Raw genomic sequence first — 24000 nt, forward strand, 5'->3', positions numbered from 1 at the left:
AGCATCTGCCTTACAAGCAGAGGGTCATAGGTTCGAGCCCTATTGGTCCCATAGATATGGATGGATTCCCGAGTGGCCAAAGGGGGCAGACTGTAAATCTGTTGGCAACGCCTTCGAAGGTTCGAATCCTTCTCCATCCATTAGCCAACATGGCTTGTGCCGATGTGGCTCAATTGGCAGAGCAGCTGATTTGTAATCAGCAGGTTATCGGTTCGAGTCCGATCATCGGCTTTATCATGAAAATGATAGAATTAAATATTATCGCGGGGTGGAGCAGTCTGGAAGCTCGTCGGGCTCATAACCCGAAGGTCGTAGGTTCAAATCCTGCCCCCGCAATTCTGCCCAGATAGCTCAGTCGGTAGAGCAGAGGACTGAAAATCCTCGTGTCGCTGGTTCGATTCCGGCTCTGGGCATTTGTCTTAGTAAGACATTTGGTACGGGCGTGTAGCTCAGGTGGTAGAGCACTTGACTTTTAATCAAGTTGTCCGGGGTTCGAATCCCCGCACGCTCATAGGAATGAGAGAGAAGTAGTATTAATTTAATACTGCTTCTTTTTTATATACGAAATCAAACAAGAGAAAGTCTGCATAATTGTTTATAGAATTATTATTGACAAAAAGAAAAAATTTGTATATTCTAATAACACAATGATAAAAGGGAGTAACTGGCATCAATTAATGATGTTTACGACGTCGTCAGTACGATGAGCGATCATCCGTGTCGTAATGAAATGGTGAGACTTTTATTGCATATTTTATATGCAATAAGGTCTCTTTTTTGTTATGGCGACGAGGAAAATGCGCCATGCTTGCATGGCAGCATTTGACGACCGCTAATCAGCGAATAAAACTCGCAGAGCGTGTTTTATCGCTGTTATAGCGACAAGGAAATTTATGAAGAAAAGCATTTAACATCATAAAAGAGTGAATACTAAAAGAGATATTATTGCAGGAAAGGTAGAATGAATATGTTGACAAATGAACAGGCAAAAGAAAATCAAAAAAAATATGGATGGAACGAATTGGCAGAGGGAAAGAAAAAAAGCTGTATTACATTATTTTTGGAGCAGTTTAAAGATTTTCTTGTAATTATATTGATCATATCTGCAATAATATCCGGAATTCTGGGTGATGCAGAGAGTGCTGCAGTTATTTTCCTAGTTATTACAATGAATGCCATTTTAGGAACAGTACAGACATTAAAAGCGGAACAATCTTTAAAAAGTCTGAAACAATTGTCAGCACCGGAAGCGAAAGTAGTCAGAGACCATGCGGTGATACAGATCCCGGCAAAAGAAGTTACGATAGGGGATGAAGTGCTTATTGAAGCGGGGGATTGTATTCCGGCAGATGGTAAATTGATAGAAACGGCAAGTTTAAAAGTAGATGAGAGTGCATTGACGGGAGAAAGTCTGTCGGTGGAGAAGAATCTGGAAGAGGTTCCGGAAAATGCAGCAATCGGGGATCGGACGAATCAGGTATTTTCAGGAAGCTTTGTGACGTATGGTCACGGACGCTATGAAGTGACAGCAATTGGAATGAATACAGAGATGGGAAAGATTGCTTACCTGTTGAAGAATACTTCTGAAAAAATGACACCATTACAGAAGAATCTGGATGATTTCGGAAAGAAATTATCCATAATGATTTTAATATTATGTGGAATATTATTCATCTTAAGCATTTTACGTGGGGATAACATTTTAAATGCATTCCTTTTTGCTGTAGCATTGGCGGTTGCAGCAATCCCAGAAGCTTTAAGTTCTATCGTGACAATTGTTCTTTCATTTGGTACACAGAAAATGGCAAAAGAACATGCAATTATAAGAAAATTACAGGCAGTAGAAGGACTTGGAAGTGTTTCTGTAATCTGTTCTGATAAGACCGGAACCTTAACACAAAACAAAATGACAGTAGAAGACTATTATATTTATCCAAAGCGAATCTCCGTGTCTGAGCTAAATTTTGAAAATGATTCGGAAAAGGAATTGTTGATTTCCAGCATTTTGTGTAATGATGGAATGATCACAGATGGAGAGCAGATTGGAGATCCTACGGAAACGGCATTACTCGCAGTTCTGCAGGAAAAAAAGTATATAGAATATTCGTTTTCTGATGTCAGAGAAGCCTGTCCGAGATTATCGGAGATACCATTTGACAGTGATCGGAAAATGATGTCAACGGAAAACAAATGTGATGGAAGATATGTAATTTATGTAAAGGGTGCAGTAGATGTTCTTTTAAAGAGAATTACACATATCCGAAAATATGGAAGTGAAAAGCCGGAATTGATCAATGAGGAAGACAGATTATATATTGAAAAACAGAATCTTGAATTTTCACGAGAAGGGCTTCGTGTGCTGGCATTTGCGTACAAAGAATTAGATGCAGAGAAAGAACTTACTTTAGAAGATGAAAATAATCTGGTATTTTCAGGATTGATTGCAATGATGGATCCGCCACGGCAGGAGTCAAAACAGGCGGTCAAGGAGTGCATTAAAGCGGGAATCCGCCCGGTCATGATTACTGGTGATCATAAAGTGACGGCGGCTGCGATAGCAAAAAGAATTGGTATTATTAAAAATGAATCGGAGGCATGCGAAGGGGCAGTTATTGAAGAAATGTCAGATGAAGAACTGAGGACATTTGTAGAAGGAATTTCAGTATATGCACGTGTTTCGCCGGAACATAAGATCCGGATCGTGCGTGCATGGCAGGAACGTGGAAATATTGTTGCAATGACCGGTGACGGTGTGAATGATGCACCTGCATTGAAGCAGGCTGATGTCGGAGTTGCAATGGGAATTACGGGAAGTGAAGTATCTAAAGATGCTGCCGCAATGGTGCTTACAGATGACAATTTCGCAACGATTATAAAGGCAGTGGAAAATGGAAGAAATCTTTATCAGAATATAAAAAATGCCATTCAGTTTTTGCTTTCAGGAAATTTAGCAGCAATTCTTTCGGTATTATATGCATCTGTTGTTAATTTACCAGTTCCATTTGCACCGGTTCATTTACTTTTTATCAATCTGCTTACGGACAGCCTTCCGGCAATTGCACTGGGGTTGGAGCCGCACACAAAAGCGGTGATGGAAGAAAAACCAAGACCAATGAAGGAGTCAATTTTGAATAGAAGATTTCTCACAGATATAAGTGTAGAAGGTCTGGTTATTGGAATTATGACGATGACGGGATATTTTATTGGCTATAGTGAGAACGGCGCTCTGCTTGGAAGCACAATGGCATTTGGAATCTTGTGTACCAGCCGTCTGATACATGGATTTAATTGTAAATCCAGAAAACCAATTTTATTTACAAAGCAATTTTTTAATAATCCATATCTGATCGGAGCATTTGGAATGGGATTGCTATTGATCACAGGAGTATTAATGATCCCTGGATTACATGGGATTTTCCAGGTGGCAGCATTAGACTGGCAGCATTTATTGATAGTATACGGTCTGGCATTGCTTAATTTACCGGTTATACAGGGACTAAAATTAATTCGTGTGGGACGAGTTTAATTTTCATATCACTGTTAGCTGCTTTATCAATCGGAGAAAGGTGTCGGTGGCAGATTGTGTTTGTATAAAAGAAATTATGGAATGAAGGAAAATTTTAGGAGCGTATAAGTAAAGAACATAAGGAGTAAAGAAATTATATGGAATTAAACCGGGAGAATATGAAAAAAATACGAGAATTAATTTTGTTTACAGCAATTGTAATTGTCTGCTTGTGGAAATTTAATATGGTATTGCAAGTGCTATTGAAAGGATTAAATATATTCATTCCTTTTCTTTTAGGCGGAGCAATTGCATTTGTGTTAAATGTCCCGATGAATTTTGTGGAAAGACATTTATTTTCAGAGGATAAAAGAAAAGGAAAACGCTACATGCAAAAGGCAGCACGACCGTGTAGTATGATTCTTGTATTGATCTTTGTATTTGGAGTTGTAGCTGCGGTGATGTTTGTTTTAGTTCCACAACTGGGAAATACTTTTTCAAATCTAGGGAAAAATGTTCAGATATTTCTTCCACATGTACAGGCATGGGCAAAACAAGTTTTCCACAATAATAAGGAAATTATGAACATTGTGAATAATATTGAATTTGACTGGGATAAGATTATGAATGCCGGAATCGGTTTCTTTAAAAATGGTGCCGGAAGTGTGCTGGATTCCACGATAACAGCGGCAAAAAGTATCGTGAGTGGAGTCACAACATTTTTTATCGCATTTGTATTTGCTATCTATATCCTTTTGCAAAAAGAGAAGCTGGAAATCCAGGCTAAAAAAGTATTATTTGCTTTTGTACGAAAAGGACGTGCAGAGGCAATAATTGAAGTATGTTCTCTGACATATAAGACATTTTCCAGTTTTCTGACAGGACAATGTCTGGAGGCGGTGATTTTAGGTTCTATGTTTGTTGTTGCAATGACAATTTTCCGTCTGCCTTATGCATTGTTGATAGGAATTGTGATAGCATTTACTGCACTGATTCCGATATTTGGAGCATTTGTTGGGTGTGGAATAGGAGTTTTACTTATTTTTATGGTAAATCCGGCAAAAGCAGCTATTTTTATCGTACTGTTTCTTGTATTGCAGCAGATAGAAGGAAATCTTATTTATCCACATGTTGTTGGAAATTCAGTGGGGCTTCCGTCTATCTGGGTACTTGCGGCGGTTAGTGTCGGGGGAAGTCTGATGGGAATTACAGGAATGTTGATATTTATTCCGATTGTATCTGTGCTATATGCATTGTTTCGGGAAGTTGTATATTTAAAATTGAAGAAAAATAAGATTGATCCGGGGAAGATCCGCTAGCAGGAAAAAGATTGTCTGAGACATTGGTTTTGCAGAAATAATGCGATATAATATACTCCAAAGTAGTAATTTGGGAGGTATTTATGAAGAAGAGAGTAATTACAGTGCTTTTGTCAGGAATGATCGCCATGGCATGTACGATTGGCATGAATCCGGTAGAAAGTCAGGCGCAGGAGAAAGTTCATACAGAGAATCAGATTGCAGTACAGGATGCAGAAGAGACGGATGACAGTGTCATTACTGTAAGTGCAAAGAATGGATCTGATATAGCAAGGGAATTAGATAATGCTTTAAAAGAGGCAAGAGATACAGCTACAGACAGCAATCCGGTTACAGTAAAGGTGGTGGCAGGAAGCTATAAGCTGGGCTCCACGTTACATATTTACAGCAATACGACACTGGATCTGACGGAAGGCGTAACATTTACTTATTCAAGAACATCCAGTAATATGATAGAGACAGGAACAAATGGTACTTATAAAGGACATTCAGATTTTAATGCAAGTTTAGCTTGTAAAGGATATAGCGGATTCCGAAATATTTCTATTATAGGTGGAAAATGGTACGGAAATAGCAATTGTGATTCTTCTTTGATTCGTCTTTTTCATGCAAAGAATATTAAACTGGAAAATGTAACAGTATCAGGTGGAGGATGTGCACATCAGGTAGAACTTGCTGCAATTGATGGACTGAAAGTTAATAAATGTACGTTCAAAGATCTGGCAAGGAGAAAAAGCAGTGGCAATTTAAAACAGGAAGCTTTGCAGTTTGATATTCCATGTGATACATCTATTTATAAAAGTACATATTTGGATGGAACAACAATGAAAAATGTGGAAGTTACGAATTGTTTGTTCCAGAATGTACCACGTGGAGTAGGTACTCATACTCTTCTTAATGGCGCTTATCATGAAAATATTAAGATTACGGGAAATATTTTTAAAAATATACAGGAAGAAGCAATCATTGCATTAACATATTATAACTGTGAGATAAAAAATAATGTCATTGAAAATTGTGGCGGTGGTGTGTTAATTCAATATTTCAAACCACTTTCCAGTTCGGTAATGTCTACAATCTTTGATGGAAAGAAAGTTTACAAAGGACAGGTTCGCCATAATGCTAAAATGGTCGTTGAAAACAACCGTATGACGATCAAGTATACGAAATACAGTGATGAAGTATGCGGAGTTAAAGTTTACGGCAGAAAAGTTAGTACTACAGAAAAAGATAAGAAAAATAAAACAATCCCGAAAAAAGATTATTATATTAGTGGAGTAAAAGTAAGAAATAATGTAATTACTACAGCCGGACATGGTGTCCATATGATGGATGTACAGGATAGTGAGGCAACAGGTAATAAAATTACAGGAAAAAATTATTATGCTAAAGATCCAAGAAGGAAGAAATATGATGGCGTATTTGTAGATTTAGGATCAAAAAGAATTACTACAAATTCTAATATAATAAAAAATATGGCTCGAAGCGGTGTGTTTACACAGAATTACAGTACATCAATGATTATTACAAATAATCAGATTTCCGGCTGTAAACAGCATGGTGTACAAATGTTTAATAAGAGTACCTGCGGAAAGCTTTCCAGAAATGTGATCAGTAATATAAAAGAGCATGCAGTACATATTACAAAATCAACAGCCAATATTAGTGGAAATACAATCTCCGGAGTACCATATGGAGTATTTGTATCTTCTGATGCAAAAGGAAAGATTTATCAGAACACATATAAGAGTGGTGTAAAGAAAAAGGTTTATGTTGGTGGTAAGACGTCTGGAATAACACCAAAAGCGCCAAAGATAACAAAGAAATCCGGAAGTAAGACTTCTATGACTGTGAAATGGAAAAAAGTATCCGGTGCAGGAGGATATGAAGTGCAGTACAGCACGGATCCGAAACTTGTTTCGGGTGTGAAAAGTGTATCCTTATCTGCCAAGAAGACATCTGCTTCTATGAAAAAGCCGGCAGCAGGAAAGACATATTATGTGAAGGTGCTGTCTTATAAGAAAGTGAAGGGAATGCAGATGTATAGTTCTGCGAAAGCGATGAAATTGTAAAGCCATTCGGAATGCGCTACGCCGAGCCAGCTCCAACGCGAAAAACGCGTCGTCGCTGTAGGGCTGTCGCCGTATAAAGCAGCGCTACACCGAGCCAGCTCCAACGCGAAAAACGCGTCGTCGCTGTAGGGCTGTCGCCCAATAAGCCTAAAAATAAAGACGCTGGGAATTGGATGTAAGTACATCCTTTCCCGACGGCTGTCGCCCAATAAGCCAAAGCCGAGCCAGCTCCAACGCGAAAAACGCGTCGTCGCTGTAGGGCTGTCGCCCAATAAGCCTAAAAATAAAGACGCTGGGAATTGGATGTAAACACATCCTTTCCCAGCGTCTTTATTTTTATCCTTACTCGGCTTGTAGCTTAGCCAAAGTATCTCTTAAGCAGTCCTTCGAATGCTTTTCCGTGACGTGCTTCGTCTCTTGCCATCTCGTGTACTGTGTCGTGGATTGCATCCAGATTTGCAGCTTTTGCACGTTTTGCAAGGTCAAATTTACCAGCTGTTGCACCGTTCTCAGCGTCTACTCTGAGCTCAAGGTTCTTCTTAGTGCTGTCTGTGATAACTTCTCCGAGGAGCTCAGCGAATTTAGCAGCATGTTCAGCCTCTTCGTAAGCAGCTTTTTCATAGTATAATCCAATCTCCGGGTATCCTTCTCTGTGAGCAACTCTTGCCATTGCCAGGTACATACCAACTTCTGAACATTCTCCTTCGAAGTTTGCTCTTAAATCAGCAAGGATGTCTTCGCTTACACCTTTAGCTACTCCTACTACATGTTCAGCAGCCCATTCTCTCTCACCTGTCTGCTCTTTGAACTTGTCAGCACCTACTCCACAGACTGGACATTTCTCCGGTGCAGCTTCTCCTTCGTAAACATAACCACATACTGTACAAACAAATTTTTTCATAATGTTGATCTCCTTTTCTTATAATTAATTTTTATTGTGTTTTGCAATATCAATATTAGTAATTATTACTGATATTAATCTACCATACTTATTGAAAAATGTCAATCATTAAATTAACTTTTTTCATTAATTTTTGCCTTTTTTGAAGCATGCCGGACAAATACCAGAAAACAATGTTGTGTGAGATTCTATCAAGCCATCAAAGTTCTTACCTGCAGCTTCGTTCATCTCGTGGAAATACTTTACATCCATATCCAGATCAATGACTGCACCACAGGAAGTGCAGGTAAAATGATAATGTGGCTTCGTACATCCATCAAAACGATCTCCGCCATCCAGTGTAGTGATCTTGAGTGCTTCGCCCATGTCGGCTAAAAGATTCAGATTGCGATATACGGTACCAAGGCTGATGCGCGGAAATTCTTCTTTTACATGCTCATAAACAGTATCTGCAGTAGGATGTTCCGTTGTATGCATAAGATATTCTTTGATACACTCTCGCTGCCTGCTATATTTTAATGTAGCCATAAGCAATCTCCTTTCAATAATAGTAATAATTATTATAATTAGTATAAGATAATGATACAAGATTGTCAACAAGCAATCTGAAAATGTAACAATTTGTAACAAAATACTACATGGAAATGTCGTAGTATATCAAATACTGTAGTGTGATAGAAGCTTAAAAAAGCGTAAATAAGGTTGACATGATTGCTTTTGATGATATAATAATCACGTAACATATGTAACAATTCTGTAATATTTACAAAAGATAAGAAAACATAAAGGAGGGAGTTTATGGATTCTGTTCTTAAGAAAGGATTGTTCTTAGTTACTATAAGTAGCCTTGTGATGGGAATTTCTCCGGAAGTACAGGCTGCGGATACAGATTCTGTTTTACCCGGTGCAGGGATAGAGGAAGTTTTGAATGATTATGATGCTTCTGATCATAAAGTACAGGTAAAAGAGTATCTGGTTCCAACAGAGAAGGGTGAGTATTCAGATATGGCATTTGCGAATGTTCATTCGTTTCTTTATATAAGAAGTGAACCAACAAAGCAAAGTAAGTGGGTCGGCAAGCTTTATCCGGATTATGCAGCGAAAATAAAAGGTCCGGTAGGAGAGTGGACGAAGATCAAATCTGGTGATGTAACCGGATATGTATATTCACAATATATTACAATAGGAAAAAAAGCCCAAAAAAAAGCAAAAGAGATGAAAAAATTTCATTATGCGAGATCCAGAAAAGAGGAAGAAGCAATCCTGGCAAAACAGCGGGAAGCAAGCACAGCCGAAACGAACGGTGCGGACGGTGGCAGAGCAGGCAGTGGACAGGCGGTTGTGGAGTATGCCAGCCGTTTTATCGGAAATCCTTATGTATGGGGTGGTACAAGCCTTACACATGGTGCTGACTGTTCGGGGTTTGTACAGTCGGTATATAAGCATTTCGGTATACAGCTTCCAAGAACATCGTCTCAGATGCGCAGTGCGGGAAGAGCCGTCAGCTACAGCAATGCAAGACCTGGAGATGTTATCTGCTATAATGGACATGTAGGAATTTATAAAGGAAACGGGCAGATTGTAAATGCGATTAACCGGGCGCGGGGAATCGGAATCTTGTCGGCTACTTATGCTAATATTATAACAGTAAGAAGATTGTTATAAATTATGAAAATGTAAGACAATAAAGGTGAAAGAAATGAATAATTTCTTTCATCTTTTTTTGTGCTGTAAAGGAAAAAATCAGAAATAGCAAATTGTACAAAAATGTCATATTTTGAAAAAAGCGACGAAATAAAGTTATCCAAGTTATCCACATCAAAATATTGAAAAAAGGTGGAAAAATGGTACTTTGTTGCAATTTATCCACATTATCCACATTATTCACATCGAAAACGGGGGATTATTTTATGTTAAAAAAAGAACGAATGTTTTGTGGAGTTATAATAAAATTCGATTTTTGTCGAAAAAACTCGGCAAAAATGTTGACATTTAAGATGTCAAATATTAATAGTAAATTATAGGAAAATGTTTATACAATTGGAGCGGAAAGAAATGAGAATATCCAGAAGAGGAATTTACACGAGGAATTACACGAGGAAATCCCCTGAAAATGTTTACATGATGAAGAAAAACGGATATAATAAATACCACTGAAGAGAAAAGGAGGTGTCATGATGGCACAGGTTTCTAAAGATATGACAATCGGTGAAGTTCTTGCTATGAACCCGGAGGTAGCTCCGATCCTTATGGAGATTGGAATGCACTGTCTTGGTTGCCCGGCTTCTCAGGGAGAAAGTCTTGCTGAGGCTGCTATGGTTCACGGAATCGACAGCGATTTATTAGTAGAAAAGATTAATGCATTTCTGGCTGCACAATAAGCCAGAATATAAAAGCAGTTTTCGATAATTATCGAAAACTGCTTTTTTCATGCTTAAAATTCCATATTCAAACTGTAATCTGTGGGATGTACAATTAAATAGCTGCGAGCAGCTGGATTGCATTGTCTGCAACAAGTGCTTCGCAATGTTCTTCGAGAAAAGCAAGGATAACTCCGGATGTCTTCTCGGAAGTACCGTATTCTGTCAGCATATTACAGATACGGTTGAAATCATTAGCAGAATGTTCAGACTGGGATAATGCCAGAATATAAAGGTCTTCTGCCTGATCTTTGTATAAGGTGTTGGAACCGGTGTACATCGTGTTCAAAAGACGAGATGCTAAAAGCACATTGTCCATTGTGGCAAATGAAAACAAGCGAATCTTTGCTACCGGAGAATCTTCAGCAGCTGCATTGCTTTCGGAGTTCTCGTCAGTGGCAGAAGCTACATTTGCAGAATCTGTTCTGGCAGAAGAATCTGTTGCCTGTGCATCGGACGGAGAATCTGTCTTGTCCCTGCTTTCGGCTACATCCATCTTCTCTTTTACTTTGCCAAGAAGGTCCAGAAGTGTCTCTGCTCCTTCGAGCTTATTCACTGTTTCGGATTTTTTAGCATCGTTCTCACCCGCCGGTGACGGAGAAAACTTAGAAAATCTGGTGTCAAGTTCTTCCGGATCTTCTACTTTAGTAATTATCAGCACGATAGAATCGGAAGAAGCCGGAATTGCCTCGATCATAAGAGGAATGTCGTTGGCTTCAAATCCAAATTCAAAGGCTGCCTGTTGCATCATATCATGGAAAAGTGATTTTGCTTTTTCGGTTCCATAAGCCAGTTCGCTCAATTGAAGCTGGCGTTCGGCCAAGTCAGCACGTGTTAAAGTACAACGTATCTGATTGTCACTTATTTTCTCAATCTTCATATTCATCACTTCCTTCTAGTTTAGTATAGCATAGAATTTTTTGTATGTTAAATAAAATAAATATAAAATGAAAAAAGGACTTGCTTTTTAAAAAGCTGTCCGCTATAATGACGTTACTAAAAGATAGTTTTCCCGAATAGCTACATTCTTAGAACAAAGGAGGGAAATTTTTTTAACATTTCTGATATAGCATCTTTATTTCAAAACTATCAACAGATCAATAACATTATCGAACGTCGTTTCAGACAGACATTATCACAGAAATTAAGATCAACATCAACCTATTATGTAAATGAATACAATGCCTTACTGTCTTTTGGTTTAAGCTGCAGGAGGAGAAAAGTGTATCACAATTACAGCATTTTCTTTTGGAGTCTCTGGTATATGCAGCCGTAGTTATTATATGGGAACGGGCATTGAGAAGGAGGAATCCATGGGAGACCATCAGGAACAGCAGGTTCATAGTCTGTTTTCTGAGTTGACAGATTATGAAAAAGAAGGGATTCATATATTGCTGAATGGTCTGCCCGCAAGCCCTATGCAAGTCGTGCAGGCGCATATTATGCGGGAAGACTCAGTGTATATGCGAGATTATGTGTTGAATGAAAAAGGAGACATCAAGGAGCTGTGTTTTAACAACGTGGATCAACGAATTTCGGAACACGAATACCCCTCAAACTAGATTTTGTCAAATAAATAATGACGGGGCACATCTGTTTTGCTATAATAAGGTCTGACAGGAGGTACAGCATGGAAGAAAAAGATATGCAGCCGATGCAGCCGGAAGGCAGCTCACTGACAGGCAGACGAATCAAGGATGGTGCCAGAACGCCAGTTGCGGGCAGAAGAAGTAGCGCTTCAGAAGAACCAGGGATTTCCGGCAGAACAGGAAATTCCGGAAGATCAAGGATTTCCGGAAACAGAAGACTGGTAAGAAGAAAACCGCAATCCAGACGGAGAAGACAGCGGAATCTTATCATTAAGATGAGTGTCGTCCTGATATTACTGATCGTAGCCGTTGTAGGGACATTTTTGTGGAAAAAATACAGCCCTTCCAAGGAGAAAGCTGATCTGAATAAATATTATGGAATAGAAAAGAAAGGCCAGGTGGCGATCACAGTAAATAATAAGGTCGTGGATCCGCATGGTATGATATTCGATGGAAAGCTCTATGTGCAGTATGATGTGATCAGGGATTATGTAAACAGCAGATTTTACTGGGATCCGAATGAGAATATTTTATTGTATACACTGCCGAAGGACATGGTATCAGTTGAGGTCGGAAGCAAAGACTATATGGTGTCCAAGGAACGTAAGAGCGAGAAATATGTCATTGTTAAGACAGAAGGAAATACAGCTTATATTGCGCTTGATTTTGTTCAGCAATATACAAACATTGAGTATGAGGTATATGACAACCCGAGCCGTGTAATGATCGTCAGCGACTGGGGCAAGAAGAAAGTTGCCGAGGTTAAGAAGGATACTCAGGTTCGTTACCGCGGTGGTGTGAAGAGTCCGATCCTTTCAGATGTCAGCAAAGATGATACAGTTACGATTATTGAAAACGAAGGATCATGGGAGAAAGTCCGCACAAAAGACGGATTTATCGGCTATGTGAAAGACAGTGCACTCAGGACACCGGAGACCAAGAATGTAACCAGAAAATTTAACGAACAAAAATTTACCAGTATCAAGAAAGATTATAAGATTAACCTGGCATGGCACAATGTAACCAATAGTTCCGCTAATAACGGAGTGCTTGAAAAGATAGCAAAAAGTAAAGGGCTTACAACACTTGCGCCGACCTGGTATCATGTAGCAGATACGGAAGGTAATATAAAGTCAATCTCGTCGACAGATTATGTGAACTATGCACATAAAGCGAATATTGAAGTGTGGGCGACCGTCAGAGATTTTGACGGAGGAATCAATTCGCAGAAAGAATCTTATGAATTATTAAGCCATACTTCACGGAGAGAGAAGCTGATCAATCAACTGGTTGCAGCGGCATTGCAGACCGGAATTGACGGAATTAATGTTGACTTTGAAAAGATATCAAAAGAATGTGGTGAACATTATATTCAGTTTATCCGCGAATTATCTGTAAGATGCAGACAGAATGGTCTGGTATTATCCGTGGATAATTATGTTCCGAAGGGCTATAACATGCAGTATAACCGTAAAGAGCAGGGAATCGTAGCAGATTATGTTATCATTATGGGTTATGACGAACATTTTGCAGGATCACCGGAAGCCGGTTCTGTTTCTTCTTATAATTATGTAAAAGAGGGAATCTCTGAGACGTTAAAAGAAGTTCCGGCAAATAAAGTGATCAGCGGAATTCCATTTTTCACGCGTCTGTGGGAAGTAAGAGCGAAAACGGAAGATGAACTTGCACAAGATGCAGGTACAGCGAACGAAGAGTATACCAACAAAGTAACAAGTAAGGCACTTGGTATGGACAGTGCACAGGCTGTAGTCAAAGAAGCCGGTGTCAAGACGACATGGGATGATGAGACGAAGCAGAATTTCGCAAGCTGGACTTCCGGAGATACGACTTACAGCATCTGGCTGGAAGATGAGAAGTCTATGGAGTACAAGCTTCAGCTCATGAAGAAGAATAAGCTTGCAGGTACAGCTGAATGGGCACTCGGACAGGAAAATTCAGATATCTGGCAACTGATCCAGAAGTATGTAAATTAAATATTGAGAGAATAAACATATAAAATGCCTCCGGCAGACATATATTATGAAGAATAAAGTCTGGCTGGAGGTATTTTTTTGCATTTTCCAAATATCCGAAAGAACCGGCATATGACGGATGCGACAGGGAAGAAAATAGAATTTATACTGATTCTTCTGGCGCTTATGGTACTTGTACTGCTTAGTAAAAAATTGGAAAAATATGCATCAGGAGAGATTGTAAAACTGGCAGAAAAAGAGAAAAAATCGCAGGTGATTGTGCTGGATGCCGGGCATGGCGGAAGTGATCCGGGAAAGATCGGAGTACATGAAGAAAAAGAGAAAGAGATTAATCTGGAGATTGCTTTAAAAGTAGAGAAAATGCTGAAAAAGAAGAAAATAAAAGTAATCATGACAAGAACAGATGATCAGATGTTGGATGATCAATCGGATGCAGGACAAAAAGTCCGGGATCTGCGGGAACGGGTAAGAAAAATCAACGGGGAAAAGCCGGTATTTGCGGTTAGTATTCACCAGAACAGTTACCCGGACGCCGGAATCCATGGGGCGCAGGTGTTTTATTACCGCCATTCGGCAGAGAGTGAACAGGCTGCAAAGACAATGCAGGAAGCATTGCGGGCAGCAGATATCGGAAATACAAGACAGGCGAAAGCAAACGATACTTATTATCTGCTGAAACGGACGGAGGTGCCGATAATTATTGTAGAATGTGGCTTTTTAAGTAACCCGGAAGAAGCAAAAAAACTGACAACTCCGGAATATCAGGACGATGTTGCGAAAGCAATTGTAAATGGAATCGTAACTTGTATGGAGAAATAGAGTGTAGTATAATGAGACACATGGAAACGATTATAAAAAGAGTAAAAAAAGGACAATTGGATAAAGATAGTATTGAGATGGCAGGAGCCATTTTAAAAAAAGGCGGACTTGTCGCATTCCCAACAGAGACAGTATACGGACTGGGTGCAGATGCGTTGAATGAGAAGGCAGCAGAGAAGATTTATGCTGCAAAAGGAAGACCTTCCGATAATCCACTGATTGTACACATTACGAATCTTGGTGCATTGGAAAAAATTACAAAAAATGTTCCGGAGGAGACGAAAAAAATCGCAGATGCATACTGGCCGGGACCGCTGACGATGATTTTTGAGAAGAGCGAAGCAGTTCCGTATGGAACGACAGGCGGGCTGGATACTGTAGCTGTGCGTATGCCGAGTGATGAAGTAGCGCGTGCGCTGATTGATGTGGGCGGTGGATATATTGCAGCACCGAGTGCGAATACATCAGGCAGACCAAGCCCGACAATGGCAGAGCATGTAGAAGAGGATCTGACCGGAAGAATTGATATGATACTGGATGGAGGACCGGTCTCTATCGGACTGGAATCGACAATTCTGGATATGACGGTTACACCGCCAATGATCTTAAGACCGGGTGCGATTACAAAGGAGATGCTGGAAGCATGTATTGGCGAGGTGACAGTTGATAAGGCGGTCATTAAGCCGAACCAACGGCCGAAAGCACCGGGTATGAAGTACCGGCATTATGCGCCGAAAGCAGACTTAAGCATTGTAGAAGGTGAGATGTCAAAGGTTATTTCAAAGATCAATGAACTGGCAGCAGAGCAGGTGAAAGCCGGACATAAAGTTGGTATCATTGGAACCAAAGAGAGTGTAGCTAATTATATCTGTGGAGATGTGAAGTCTATCGGAACCAGGGAAGACGAGTCTACGATAGCCGTTCATTTATTTGCCATTCTGCGGGAATTTGATGCTGATCAGGTCGATTATATTTACAGCGAATCTTTTGATACCGAAGGAATCGGAAGCGCGATTATGAACCGTTTGTTAAAAGCGGCAGGACATCATGTCATAACGGTTTAAACAAATCAATATTATAAATTGATATTTTAAAATCAGAACAAGTGTCAAATGAGGAGGAAAAACATGTCTAAAGTACAGGTTATGGATCACCCATTGATCCAGCACAAAATCAATTGCATCCGCAAAGAGGATGTAGGAACAAAGGAATTTCGTCAGATCGTCAGTGAGATTGCTGCATTAATGTGTTTTGAAGCAACAAGAGATCTGAAGCTTCAGGATGTAAAAATCAAGACACCGATCTGTGAGATGGTGGGTAAAGAATTAAGTGGAAAGAAACTGGCAGTTGTTCCGATTTTAAGAGCCGGTCTTGGTATGGTTGATGGAATGTTAAGCATGATCCCGACTGCAAAGGTTGGACATATTGGTCTGTACCGTGATCCGGATACTTATGAACCGGTTGAATATTATTGCAAATTACCTGCAGACTGCGATGAGAGAGAAGTATTTGTCGTAGATCCGATGCTTGCTACAGGCGGTTCCAGCGTGGCTGCTATCCAGATGCTGAAAGACAAAGGCGTAAAACATATCCGTTTTATGTGCATTATTGCAGCACCGGAAGGTGTAGAACGTATGCAGAAAGAGCATCCGGATGTAGATGTTTATATTGGTGCACTGGATGAGCGTCTGAATGAACATAAATACATTGTTCCGGGACTTGGCGATGCAGGAGACCGTATTTTCGGAACAAAATAATTGTTGGAGGATGGCAGATGGGAAGCAAAAGAGAAGATTATATCAGCTGGGATGAATATTTTATGGGGGTTGCGCTTCTGTCTGGAAGACGCTCCAAAGATCCCAATACACAGGTGGGATGTTGTATTGTAAGTCAGGATAACAAGATTTTATCTATGGGATATAATGGACTTCCTACCGGCTGTTCAGATGATGAATTTCCATGGGTAAGAGAAGGCGACGATCCGCTGGAGACCAAGTATGTTTATACGGTTCACAGTGAATTGAATGCGATACTCAATTACCGTGGCGGAAGTCTGGAAGGCGCAAAATTATATGTATCTTTATTCCCGTGCAATGAATGTGCAAAAGCGATCATTCAGGCGGGGATCAAAGAAGTGATTTACGACAGCAACAAGTACAAGGGAACGCCGTCCGTGTGCGCATCTATGCGGATGTTTGATGCAGCGGGAGTCCGTTATCATCAATATCACCGGACGAACCGTGAGGTGCGGCTGGAGCTTTAAAGCATAGGATGACAGAATTGTGAGAATACGAAACAATTCGTAGGGCATCTTTTAAGAATAAAACTTAAAAAAGGACGATATACTGGAAGAAGAACAACCTTAATATCATAAAATGAGAAAGAAGGAATTACATATGCCGGGATATCGGACGCAGGTGCTTGTAAATTTTGTAGTCAGAGCTGTGATAGGAACAGCCTTGATCTTTTTTGTAAATCAGTTTTTAAACGCAAGAGGAATTGACATCCGGGTTGGAATGAACCCGGTGACAGTAGTGACTTCCGGTGTACTTGGTACACCGGGAGTTGCTTTATTATATGGAATTTCTTTTTATAGAGGATTCTGAACGCAGTAGGCGACACTGCAGAAATATTTATCCGGAGCCGGAAGTGCCTGAACCCGCCAGAGCGGATATTTTGTGAGCTGGTACAGACCGGAATCTGAATCGATCTCATCAATACGGAAGGAATCTGCGGAAATGGTAAATCCGGTTCCGATTCCTTTTAAAAATGCTTCTCGTATCGTCCAGTAAAGGAAAAAAAGCTGTGTACTTTCCCACTCCGGTAAATGTGCGAATCGCAGTTCTTCATCCGGGTGAAAGAAACGATGGACAAGGTGGCTGCTGCGTGCATTTTCACGTATTTTTTCGATGTCGATACCGACCGGGGAAGAAAAGGAAAATGCAAACGCAATCTGCTCTTCTGAATGAGAGAGATTAAAGGAAAGCCGTGGCAGATGTCCCAGACCTCTGACTGTAAGTGCATCATAATCCAGATAAAGTTTGCCATGTGTGCCTGTACGAAGCACAAGTTCTTCCGGTGCGATGTGCAGATATTTTCCAAGTAGCAGACGTAAGAGAAAGCGCGCAGTCTGATGCTGGATACGGTCTTTCCCCTGTGAATAACCGGCAATCCGATTCCGTTCTTCTGTGGAAAGAATTTGCGTATCCTGTGCATCTGGTGGAAAATCTTCTGTTTTAAAAAACCAGACGTCTATCGTCTGCATTGGCAGGGTAAAAGTTGCCGAAGATAAATCTGAAAAGTGAAAAATATTTATATTCATGTTGTTATTTCCTGACTGTTTTTTATTAGTATTATATCTTTTGATGTGAAATTTGTATAGAATTTTAAGGAAAATGAAGAACGAAATTTTAGCAGAGTTTCACAAAGATAGAAATTTTCAGAAAAAAGGATAGACAGGAAATAACCGGTAGAGTATAATCGTCCTACAAGTCAAATCTAAGACTTGTGTTGATCTGTTGAAAATAATAATTCTAAGTAATTCATGCCGTATCGGCGTAGGATTCAATGAAGTGCAACAAGTCCATAAGAGTATCAAATCGCAGCGAAAGCGGGCGTAGAAGAAGTGTTTTTACACAGGAGGCAGGCATATGTGAGTAACGGGAATTTAATTATATGTGATCCGGAAGAAGGATATGCGCAGGCACTTGCTTATTATCTGATGCATAAAAAGGAATTTGGCATGGAAGTGCAGGTGTATAACCAGATAGAAAAAGTGCAGGAAATTGCAGACAGAACGAAGATACAGATTTTATTTGTGGCAGCAGAGTACGAAGCAGAAGAACGGAAGAAAGTACCGGCAGAGCAGAAATTTCTGCTGACCGGTGCAGGGAACAGCCAGGTTCTGGAAGATGAGACGGCATTATATAAATATCAGTCGGGAGAGAAGATCGTAAAGCTGCTTTTGGAAAATGTTGATGCTCAGGAGTCGGAAAATATTCTCCTCGGACAGGCAGCAGGAAAGCAGGCAGTGAGACTGATCGGCGTGTATTCACCGGTTCACAGGATCGGAAAGACGTCTTATGCATTAAAGCTTGGAGAAGAACTGGCAGTGAATGCGAATGTATTATATCTCAACCTGGAACTGTATAGTGGTATTGGCGGACATTTTGCAGGAGAAGGACAGACGTTGTCGGATCTTCTGTATTATGCGAGACAGGAAAAAGGAAATCTTGGTTTATTTCTTACAACGATCGTGCAGCATAGAAGACATCTGGATTATGTACATCCAATGGCGGTCGCAGAAGACGTAAAGGCAGTAAGTGTACAGGAATGGAAAGATCTGCTTATGAAGATCGCAGAACAGAGTATTTATGAGATGATCGTACTTGATATTGATGAAGGACTCCCACAGGTATATCAGTTATTGCGGGTGTGTACAGAAGTACATGTTCCGGAGATAAGGGACTGTTATGCACAGGCGAAGATCCGGCAGTTTGAACAGGAACTTACGCTTCTGGGTTACGAAGATGTATTGCAGAAAATCAAAAGGAAGGATGTACATGATTGAGGCGGAACAGTTACATGCGAGGATTCTTGAAAAACTGGATCTGACAAGAGAAGTGGAAGATGAAGAACTGACCGGGATTATTTATCAGGTATTACAGGAAGCCGGGCAGAAAGAATATATTCCGCTGAAGATAAGGACAGCGCTTGGAAAGGAACTGTTTAATGCGTTCAGAAAACTGGATCTTTTACAGGATTTTCTGGAGGATGATGAGATTACTGAAGTGATGATCAATGGAGTACAGAGCATTTTCTATGAAAAACATGGAAAGCTGTATGAAGCAGAGAGACATTTCTTGTCCAGGGAGAAACTGGAAGATGTGATACAGCAGATTGTGGCGGGTTCAAACCGTATCGTCAATGAAGCATCACCGATCGTAGATGCGAGGCTGCCGGACGGCTCCCGAGTGAATGTCGTGCTTGCTCCGGTTGCGTTGAACGGACCAATCGTAACGATCCGTAAGTTTCCCAAAGATGCAATCACAATGGAGCAGCTGATTGCATGGGATTCCGTTAGCGAGGAAGTTACAGAATTTCTTGCTATGCTTGTAGTAGCAGGATATAACATATTTATCAGTGGAGGAACCGGTTCCGGGAAGACCACATTTCTAAATGCATTATCTCAATATATACCCAAAACAGAACGAATTATTACGATTGAGGACAACGCAGAGTTAAAAATACAGGATGTAAGCAACCTAGTCAGTCTGGAAGCCAGAAATGCAAATGTTGAAGGGAACGGAGCGATTACGATCCGTGATCTGATCAAATCGGCGCTGCGTATGCGACCGGATCGTATTATTGTCGGTGAGGTGCGCTCGGCGGAAGCAATAGATATGCTTCAGGCACTTAACACCGGACATGACGGGAGCCTTAGTACCGGACATGCGAACAGTCCAAAGGACATGCTCGCAAGACTGGAGACAATGGTATTAATGGGAATGGATATTCCGCTTCCGGCGGTCAGAAGACAGATTGCGTCCGGGATTGATATCATTGTCCATTTGGGAAGATTACGGGATAAGAGCAGGAAGCTGCTGGCAGTTACAGAAGTGATGGGATACGAAGCCGGAGAAGTGATACTGAAACCATTATATACATTTGAAGAGACAGGAGAAGTACATGGGAAGATTCAGGGGATCTGGAGAAAAGAACGAGAGCTTGAAAATATCACAAAATTACTGGCAGCAGGCTGTAAAACCGGTAGAACGAATGAAAATGGCAGGGCAGACAGCTGCGCTTCTCGCACTGACTGCATGGCTCTATTATCGGGAAATCTGGGCAATGGTGTTTCTGATACCGGTCGGAATTCTGTATTACCGGATGAAAAAAAAGGAATGCGTGAGGAAAAAACAACAGGTGTTTCTTTTGGAGTTCAAAGAGATGATCCAGAGTCTCGCCGCGGGACTGAACACAGGATATTCAGTGGAAAACGCAGTGCGGGAGACGCAAAAAGAATTAATGATGGTCTATCCCAAAGAGGCAGTTATTTCTAAGGAACTGGCAGTCATGACAAGAAAACTGAGGCTTAGTATGTCGATGGAACAGGTATTTGATGAGTTCGCAAGGCGGGTAGATATGGAAGATGTACGGAATTTTTCAGTTGTATTTACAGCAGCGAAAAAAAGTGGTGGAGATATGATCGCGATCATTCGGAACACTGTGGATCAGATCAGCGGAAAAATAGAGGTAAAGAGGGAGATCGAAACACTTCTTGCGGCAAAGAAATATGAATATAAAGTAATGTCGATCATTCCCTATGCCATTATCGCTTATATGCGGCTGAGTTTTCCGGAATTTATGTCTTACCTGTATGGAAATATATTAGGAATCGGGGTGATGTCTGTATGTTTGGGAATCTATGCCGGCGCATACGTGCTTGGTGCAAAAATGGTAGATATCGAAGTCTGAGCGTGGGTATTGCTGTGAGCATGTTCATTCTGGGGCTTACACTTCTGGCGGTGGATTTCGGACAGACACGGACAGCGATGAAAGATGGGTTGACAAGAAACCCCTCCGGGAAAGGAAGCAGTATGCATGATCTGGAAGCGGTTATTGGCGATTCACAGAAAGAAAAACTGAAAATTGAAGTTGGAGAACAGGAATATACAAAACAGGATATGAAGAAATTTTTCCGGCGCTGTATCAGAAAAATTGAAAAACAGATGCCGGGAGAAAATGAATCACTGGATCATGTAGAACAGGACCTTAATCTGATGACAACGCTGGAAGGAGAACCGGTGGAGATAAGCTGGGAATTATCGGAATACAAGGTTATGAATGTATATGGTGAGATCCAGAAAGAACATGTTCGGACAGACGGTACGCCGATCGAGCTTCATGCAGTACTGACTTATACGAAAGACCGGATGGAACAGGCAAGATACAGTTGTGCTGCAGTGATTTATCCGGAGTCACTCAGCGGAAATAAAAAAGAAACAGCAAGACTGAAAGAGAAAATTGAAGAAAAAGAAAAAGAGACACGGGAAAAGAAACGTTTTGTCCTGCCACAGACACTAGGGCAGAAAGCGGTGAAATATTATCGGGAGATGGATTACCGGGGACTGATCGTAATCGTGATGGGTATTCTTACGGGCGTGCTTTTGTGTGCACTGGAGAAACAGAAAGACGATGAAGCGAAAAAAGAACGGCAGAAGCAGATGCTTCTGGATTACCCGGAAGTTCTGAACAAACTGACGCTGTATTTAGGGGCAGGAATGACATTAAAACGGGCATGGTGGAAAATTGTAACAGATTATGAAGCACAGAGAGAAGTCTGGGGTGAACGTTTTGTATATGAAGAAATGAAACAGACCTGTTATGAGATGGAAAGCGGCATCATGGAGTCAGAGAGCTATGAGCGTTTCGGCAGAAGATGCGAAAGGCAGGAGTATATACGACTCGGCGCACTGCTGTCACAGAATCTGCGTAAAGGTGGAAAAGGACTGGGACAATTGCTGAAAACAGAAGCCATACAGGCGCAGGAAGAACGGAAAGCCCACGCAAAGAGAGCAGGAGAAGAAACAGGAACAAAGCTGTTACTTCCAATGTTCCTGATGCTTGCAGTTGTTCTGGTGATTGTGATCGTACCGGCATTTTTGTCGGTGCAGTTGTAGGTATACTTAAAATGTAAATGGTGTGAAAGAAAAAGGGATACAAAAGTAAAATGAAAATATAAAAAGGAGCGGAAATTATGTGGAGATGGTATCGGTTGAAACAGGTTTTACAGGAAGAAGACGGAATTGGTGTAGTGGAGGTTATTTTAATTCTGGTCGTGCTGATCGGTCTGGTTTTAATTTTCAAATCACAGCTGACCAGTCTGGTAGAGACGATTTTCGAGAAGATCACCAGCGAAAGTTCGGGAATATAGGAGGATAGAATGATGGTGTCAGGTGCAAAAAAAGGAGAAGTGACAGCCTATCTTAGCCTGATATTTATTCTGTTTATATCATTTGTCGGGGGCATTATGGAAAGTGCCTCCGTACAGATGGCAAAAAATTACAGGCGTGCGGATATGAACCGGGCAATGGAGTCCGTATTTGCAGAGTATCAGAAAGAACTTCTGGATGAATATGAGATTTTTGCATTGGAAGCAACTTATGAAACAGGGACGTATGGCGAAAGAAATATAAAGAAACGGCTGGAATTTTATGGGGCTGAAGGAATGGAACAGTCTGTGAAACGACTCAGCCTTTTGACGGATCATGGTGGGCAGCCTTTTCTTGAACAGGTGGCGGTTTATATGGAAGAGAAGTATGGAATGGATAAAGTGAAAGACCTGACAGGAAAAAGCGCAGACTGGAAAACACAGGAAGAAGAAGCGGGAAAATACGAAGAAAATGAGAAGAAACAGCAGGGAGAACTGGATCAGTTATTAGAAGAAAATGAAGGAGAACTTCCAGAGAAAGATAATCCGATTGCCCATGTAGCAGGTCTTAAAAAGTCGTCTCTTCCGGAATTGGTGATGCCGAAAGGAAAAGAAGTATCTGACAAGCAGATGAACCTGGCGGACACACTGGAATACAGAGGGAAAAGAGAGGGTTATGGTGACTTCTCGGATGTATCGGAAGGAATTGGAAAGTTAGATCATTTGCTTTTGGGAGAATATCTGATGGAACATTTCCCTGATGCAACAAAAGCAGGACGAAAAGGAGACCTGCTGGATTACCAGTTGGAGTATTTTCTGGAAGGAAAAGGAAGCGACCGGGAGAATCTGGAAGCTGTTGTAAAGAAACTGCTGATGTTACGTTTTGTTCCTAATTATATATATTTGCAGGGGAATGCTGCAAAAAAAGCAGAAGCGAAGGCGATGGCATTATCGCTTTGTGCGGTTCTTGCAGTTCCGGCGGTAACAGAGGCGGCAGCGCAGGTAATTCTTCTTGCATGGGCGTATGGAGAGTCGCTTGTAGATATACGAAGCCTGCTGGGAGGAGGGAAGATACCGCTTGTCAAATCAGATGAAAACTGGCAGTTATCTCTGGCGGGATTGTTGAAATTAGGTGAAGACGGAGATTTGAATGATGGAAAAGACTGCAAAGAAGGACTGGGATACCGGGACTATGTGCGCATGTTGTTATTTCTCACGAGTAAGGAGAAATTAGGACTTCGTGCACTGGATATGATCGAAGGTACATTGCGGGGGCGGTTCGGACTTGTTTTCTTCCGTGCAGACCAGTGCATCAGCAAGATAGAAATGAAAAGTACCTGTAAACTGCGGCGTGGGATTACTTATCAGTTTCCAACTTACTATGGATATCGCTAGGGGTGAAGACAGATGCTCTTTCAGACAAATAAAGAAAAACTTTTCATAGAACG

The 24000-nt window shown here is 40.9% G+C and carries 21 protein-coding genes, 6 tRNA genes and 1 pseudogene (1 of these 28 cut by a window edge); 24 read left to right on the plus strand and 4 right to left on the minus strand.

The window, feature by feature from the left end; genetic code table 11:
* The 9 genes from DW125_RS06115 to DW125_RS06155 form a co-directional block, all read left to right on the plus strand.
* Positions 1-51: transfer RNA gene (locus tag DW125_RS06115), tRNA-OTHER, on the plus strand (it extends 50 nt beyond the left edge of the window).
* Between the two features lie 7 nt (positions 52-58).
* Positions 59-140 (plus strand) — tRNA-Tyr (locus DW125_RS06120).
* A gap of 18 nt (positions 141-158) precedes the next feature.
* A tRNA-Thr gene (locus DW125_RS06125) sits at positions 159-231 on the plus strand.
* 31 nt (positions 232-262) lie between these two features.
* Positions 263-336 (plus strand) — tRNA-Met (locus DW125_RS06130).
* 4 nt (positions 337-340) lie between these two features.
* Positions 341-413: transfer RNA gene (locus DW125_RS06135), tRNA-Phe, on the plus strand.
* A 25-nt stretch (positions 414-438) separates the two neighbouring features.
* Positions 439-511, plus strand: a tRNA-Lys gene (locus DW125_RS06140).
* A gap of 456 nt (positions 512-967) precedes the next feature.
* Entirely contained in the window at positions 968-3526 is a 2559-nt protein-coding gene (locus DW125_RS06145) for a cation-translocating P-type ATPase (RefSeq protein WP_117537730.1), read from the plus strand.
* Between the two features lie 137 nt (positions 3527-3663).
* On the plus strand, positions 3664-4824 hold the full coding sequence (locus tag DW125_RS06150) for an AI-2E family transporter (RefSeq protein WP_117537430.1): 1161 nt from the start codon (positions 3664-3666) through the stop codon (positions 4822-4824).
* Positions 4825-4907: 83 nt separating this feature from the next.
* The gene (locus tag DW125_RS06155) at positions 4908-6896 is read left to right on the plus strand and encodes a right-handed parallel beta-helix repeat-containing protein (RefSeq protein WP_117537431.1); all 1989 of its coding nucleotides are present in this window, start codon (positions 4908-4910) and stop codon (positions 6894-6896) included.
* Between the two features lie 358 nt (positions 6897-7254).
* On the opposite strand, the gene DW125_RS06160 is transcribed toward DW125_RS06155, so the two are convergent.
* Positions 7255-7797, minus strand: a complete 543-nt coding sequence (locus tag DW125_RS06160; protein WP_021859852.1) for an NADH peroxidase — start codon at positions 7795-7797, stop codon at positions 7255-7257.
* Positions 7798-7923: 126 nt separating this feature from the next.
* Positions 7924-8325, minus strand: a complete 402-nt coding sequence (locus DW125_RS06165; protein ID WP_021859853.1) for a Fur family transcriptional regulator — start codon at positions 8323-8325, stop codon at positions 7924-7926.
* A gap of 270 nt (positions 8326-8595) precedes the next feature.
* Between DW125_RS06165 and DW125_RS06170 the strand changes: the two genes are divergently transcribed.
* Complete coding sequence (locus DW125_RS06170; protein ID WP_117537432.1) at positions 8596-9462, plus strand: C40 family peptidase; 867 nt, start codon at positions 8596-8598, stop codon at positions 9460-9462.
* 509 nt (positions 9463-9971) lie between these two features.
* Positions 9972-10178 carry a DUF1858 domain-containing protein gene (locus DW125_RS06175; RefSeq protein ID WP_117537434.1) on the plus strand — a complete coding sequence of 69 codons (207 nt, stop codon included), beginning with the start codon at positions 9972-9974 and terminating at the stop codon, positions 10176-10178.
* 94 nt (positions 10179-10272) lie between these two features.
* Here DW125_RS06175 and DW125_RS06180 read toward each other — a convergent pair whose 3' ends face one another.
* Entirely contained in the window at positions 10273-11097 is an 825-nt protein-coding gene (locus DW125_RS06180; protein ID WP_199537826.1) for an adaptor protein MecA, read from the minus strand.
* Positions 11098-11530: 433 nt separating this feature from the next.
* On the opposite strand from DW125_RS06180, the gene DW125_RS06185 reads away from it, so the two are divergent.
* The 7 genes from DW125_RS06185 (at position 11531) to DW125_RS06215 (ending at position 17225) form a co-directional block, all read left to right on the plus strand.
* Positions 11531-11779, plus strand: a complete 249-nt coding sequence (locus DW125_RS06185; RefSeq protein WP_021859857.1) for a hypothetical protein — start codon at positions 11531-11533, stop codon at positions 11777-11779.
* 68 nt (positions 11780-11847) lie between these two features.
* On the plus strand, positions 11848-13800 hold the full coding sequence (locus DW125_RS06190) for a glycosyl hydrolase family 18 protein (protein WP_242992902.1): 1953 nt from the start codon (positions 11848-11850) through the stop codon (positions 13798-13800).
* 78 nt (positions 13801-13878) lie between these two features.
* Complete coding sequence (locus DW125_RS06195) at positions 13879-14619, plus strand: N-acetylmuramoyl-L-alanine amidase (RefSeq protein WP_318532597.1); 741 nt, start codon at positions 13879-13881, stop codon at positions 14617-14619.
* Positions 14620-14630: 11 nt separating this feature from the next.
* Positions 14631-15683: an L-threonylcarbamoyladenylate synthase gene (locus DW125_RS06200; RefSeq protein ID WP_330411817.1), complete on the plus strand. Its 1053-nt coding sequence runs from the start codon at positions 14631-14633 to the stop codon at positions 15681-15683.
* A gap of 63 nt (positions 15684-15746) precedes the next feature.
* Positions 15747-16376 (plus strand): uracil phosphoribosyltransferase, encoded by a 630-nt coding sequence (gene upp, locus DW125_RS06205; RefSeq protein ID WP_021859861.1) that lies wholly within the window; start codon positions 15747-15749, stop codon positions 16374-16376.
* 17 nt (positions 16377-16393) lie between these two features.
* Positions 16394-16882: a deoxycytidylate deaminase gene (locus DW125_RS06210; protein WP_021859862.1), complete on the plus strand. Its 489-nt coding sequence runs from the start codon at positions 16394-16396 to the stop codon at positions 16880-16882.
* Positions 16883-17015: 133 nt separating this feature from the next.
* A complete protein-coding gene (locus DW125_RS06215) occupies positions 17016-17225 on the plus strand; it encodes a pro-sigmaK processing inhibitor BofA family protein (protein ID WP_021859863.1) in 210 nt (69 codons plus the stop codon).
* Here the strand turns inward: DW125_RS06215 and DW125_RS06220 are convergent.
* Positions 17210-17941: a 4'-phosphopantetheinyl transferase family protein gene (locus DW125_RS06220; RefSeq protein WP_117537440.1), complete on the minus strand. Its 732-nt coding sequence runs from the start codon at positions 17939-17941 to the stop codon at positions 17210-17212. The two genes, DW125_RS06215 and DW125_RS06220, sit on opposite strands and share 16 nt — an antisense overlap.
* Before the next feature lie 330 nt (positions 17942-18271).
* Here DW125_RS06220 and DW125_RS06225 point away from each other — a divergent pair, with 330 nt between their 5' ends.
* The 6 genes and pseudogenes from DW125_RS06225 to DW125_RS06250 all read left to right on the plus strand — a co-directional run bounded on the left by DW125_RS06225 (position 18272) and on the right by DW125_RS06250 (position 23947).
* Positions 18272-19189: a hypothetical protein gene (locus DW125_RS06225; RefSeq protein WP_117537442.1), complete on the plus strand. Its 918-nt coding sequence runs from the start codon at positions 18272-18274 to the stop codon at positions 19187-19189.
* Positions 19182-20378: pseudogene (locus DW125_RS06230) on the plus strand (CpaF family protein); the annotation flags it as partial. The gene DW125_RS06225 and the pseudogene DW125_RS06230, both read left to right, overlap by 8 nt.
* Before the next feature lie 316 nt (positions 20379-20694).
* The gene (locus DW125_RS06235; RefSeq protein ID WP_442873169.1) at positions 20695-21096 is read left to right on the plus strand and encodes a type II secretion system F family protein; all 402 of its coding nucleotides are present in this window, start codon (positions 20695-20697) and stop codon (positions 21094-21096) included.
* A gap of 20 nt (positions 21097-21116) precedes the next feature.
* Positions 21117-22301, plus strand: coding sequence for a hypothetical protein (locus DW125_RS06240; protein WP_242992919.1), 1185 nt, complete (start codon positions 21117-21119; stop codon positions 22299-22301).
* Between the two features lie 77 nt (positions 22302-22378).
* Positions 22379-22555 carry a Flp1 family type IVb pilin gene (locus tag DW125_RS06245; protein WP_021860450.1) on the plus strand — a complete coding sequence of 59 codons (177 nt, stop codon included), beginning with the start codon at positions 22379-22381 and terminating at the stop codon, positions 22553-22555.
* Positions 22556-22564: 9 nt separating this feature from the next.
* The gene (locus tag DW125_RS06250; RefSeq protein ID WP_226976883.1) at positions 22565-23947 is read left to right on the plus strand and encodes a DUF5702 domain-containing protein; all 1383 of its coding nucleotides are present in this window, start codon (positions 22565-22567) and stop codon (positions 23945-23947) included.
* Positions 23948-24000 lie beyond the last annotated feature (53 nt).

Source organism: Dorea sp. AM10-31 (assembly GCF_003435815.1).
Lineage (GTDB): Bacteria > Bacillota > Clostridia > Lachnospirales > Lachnospiraceae > Dorea_D > Dorea_D hominis.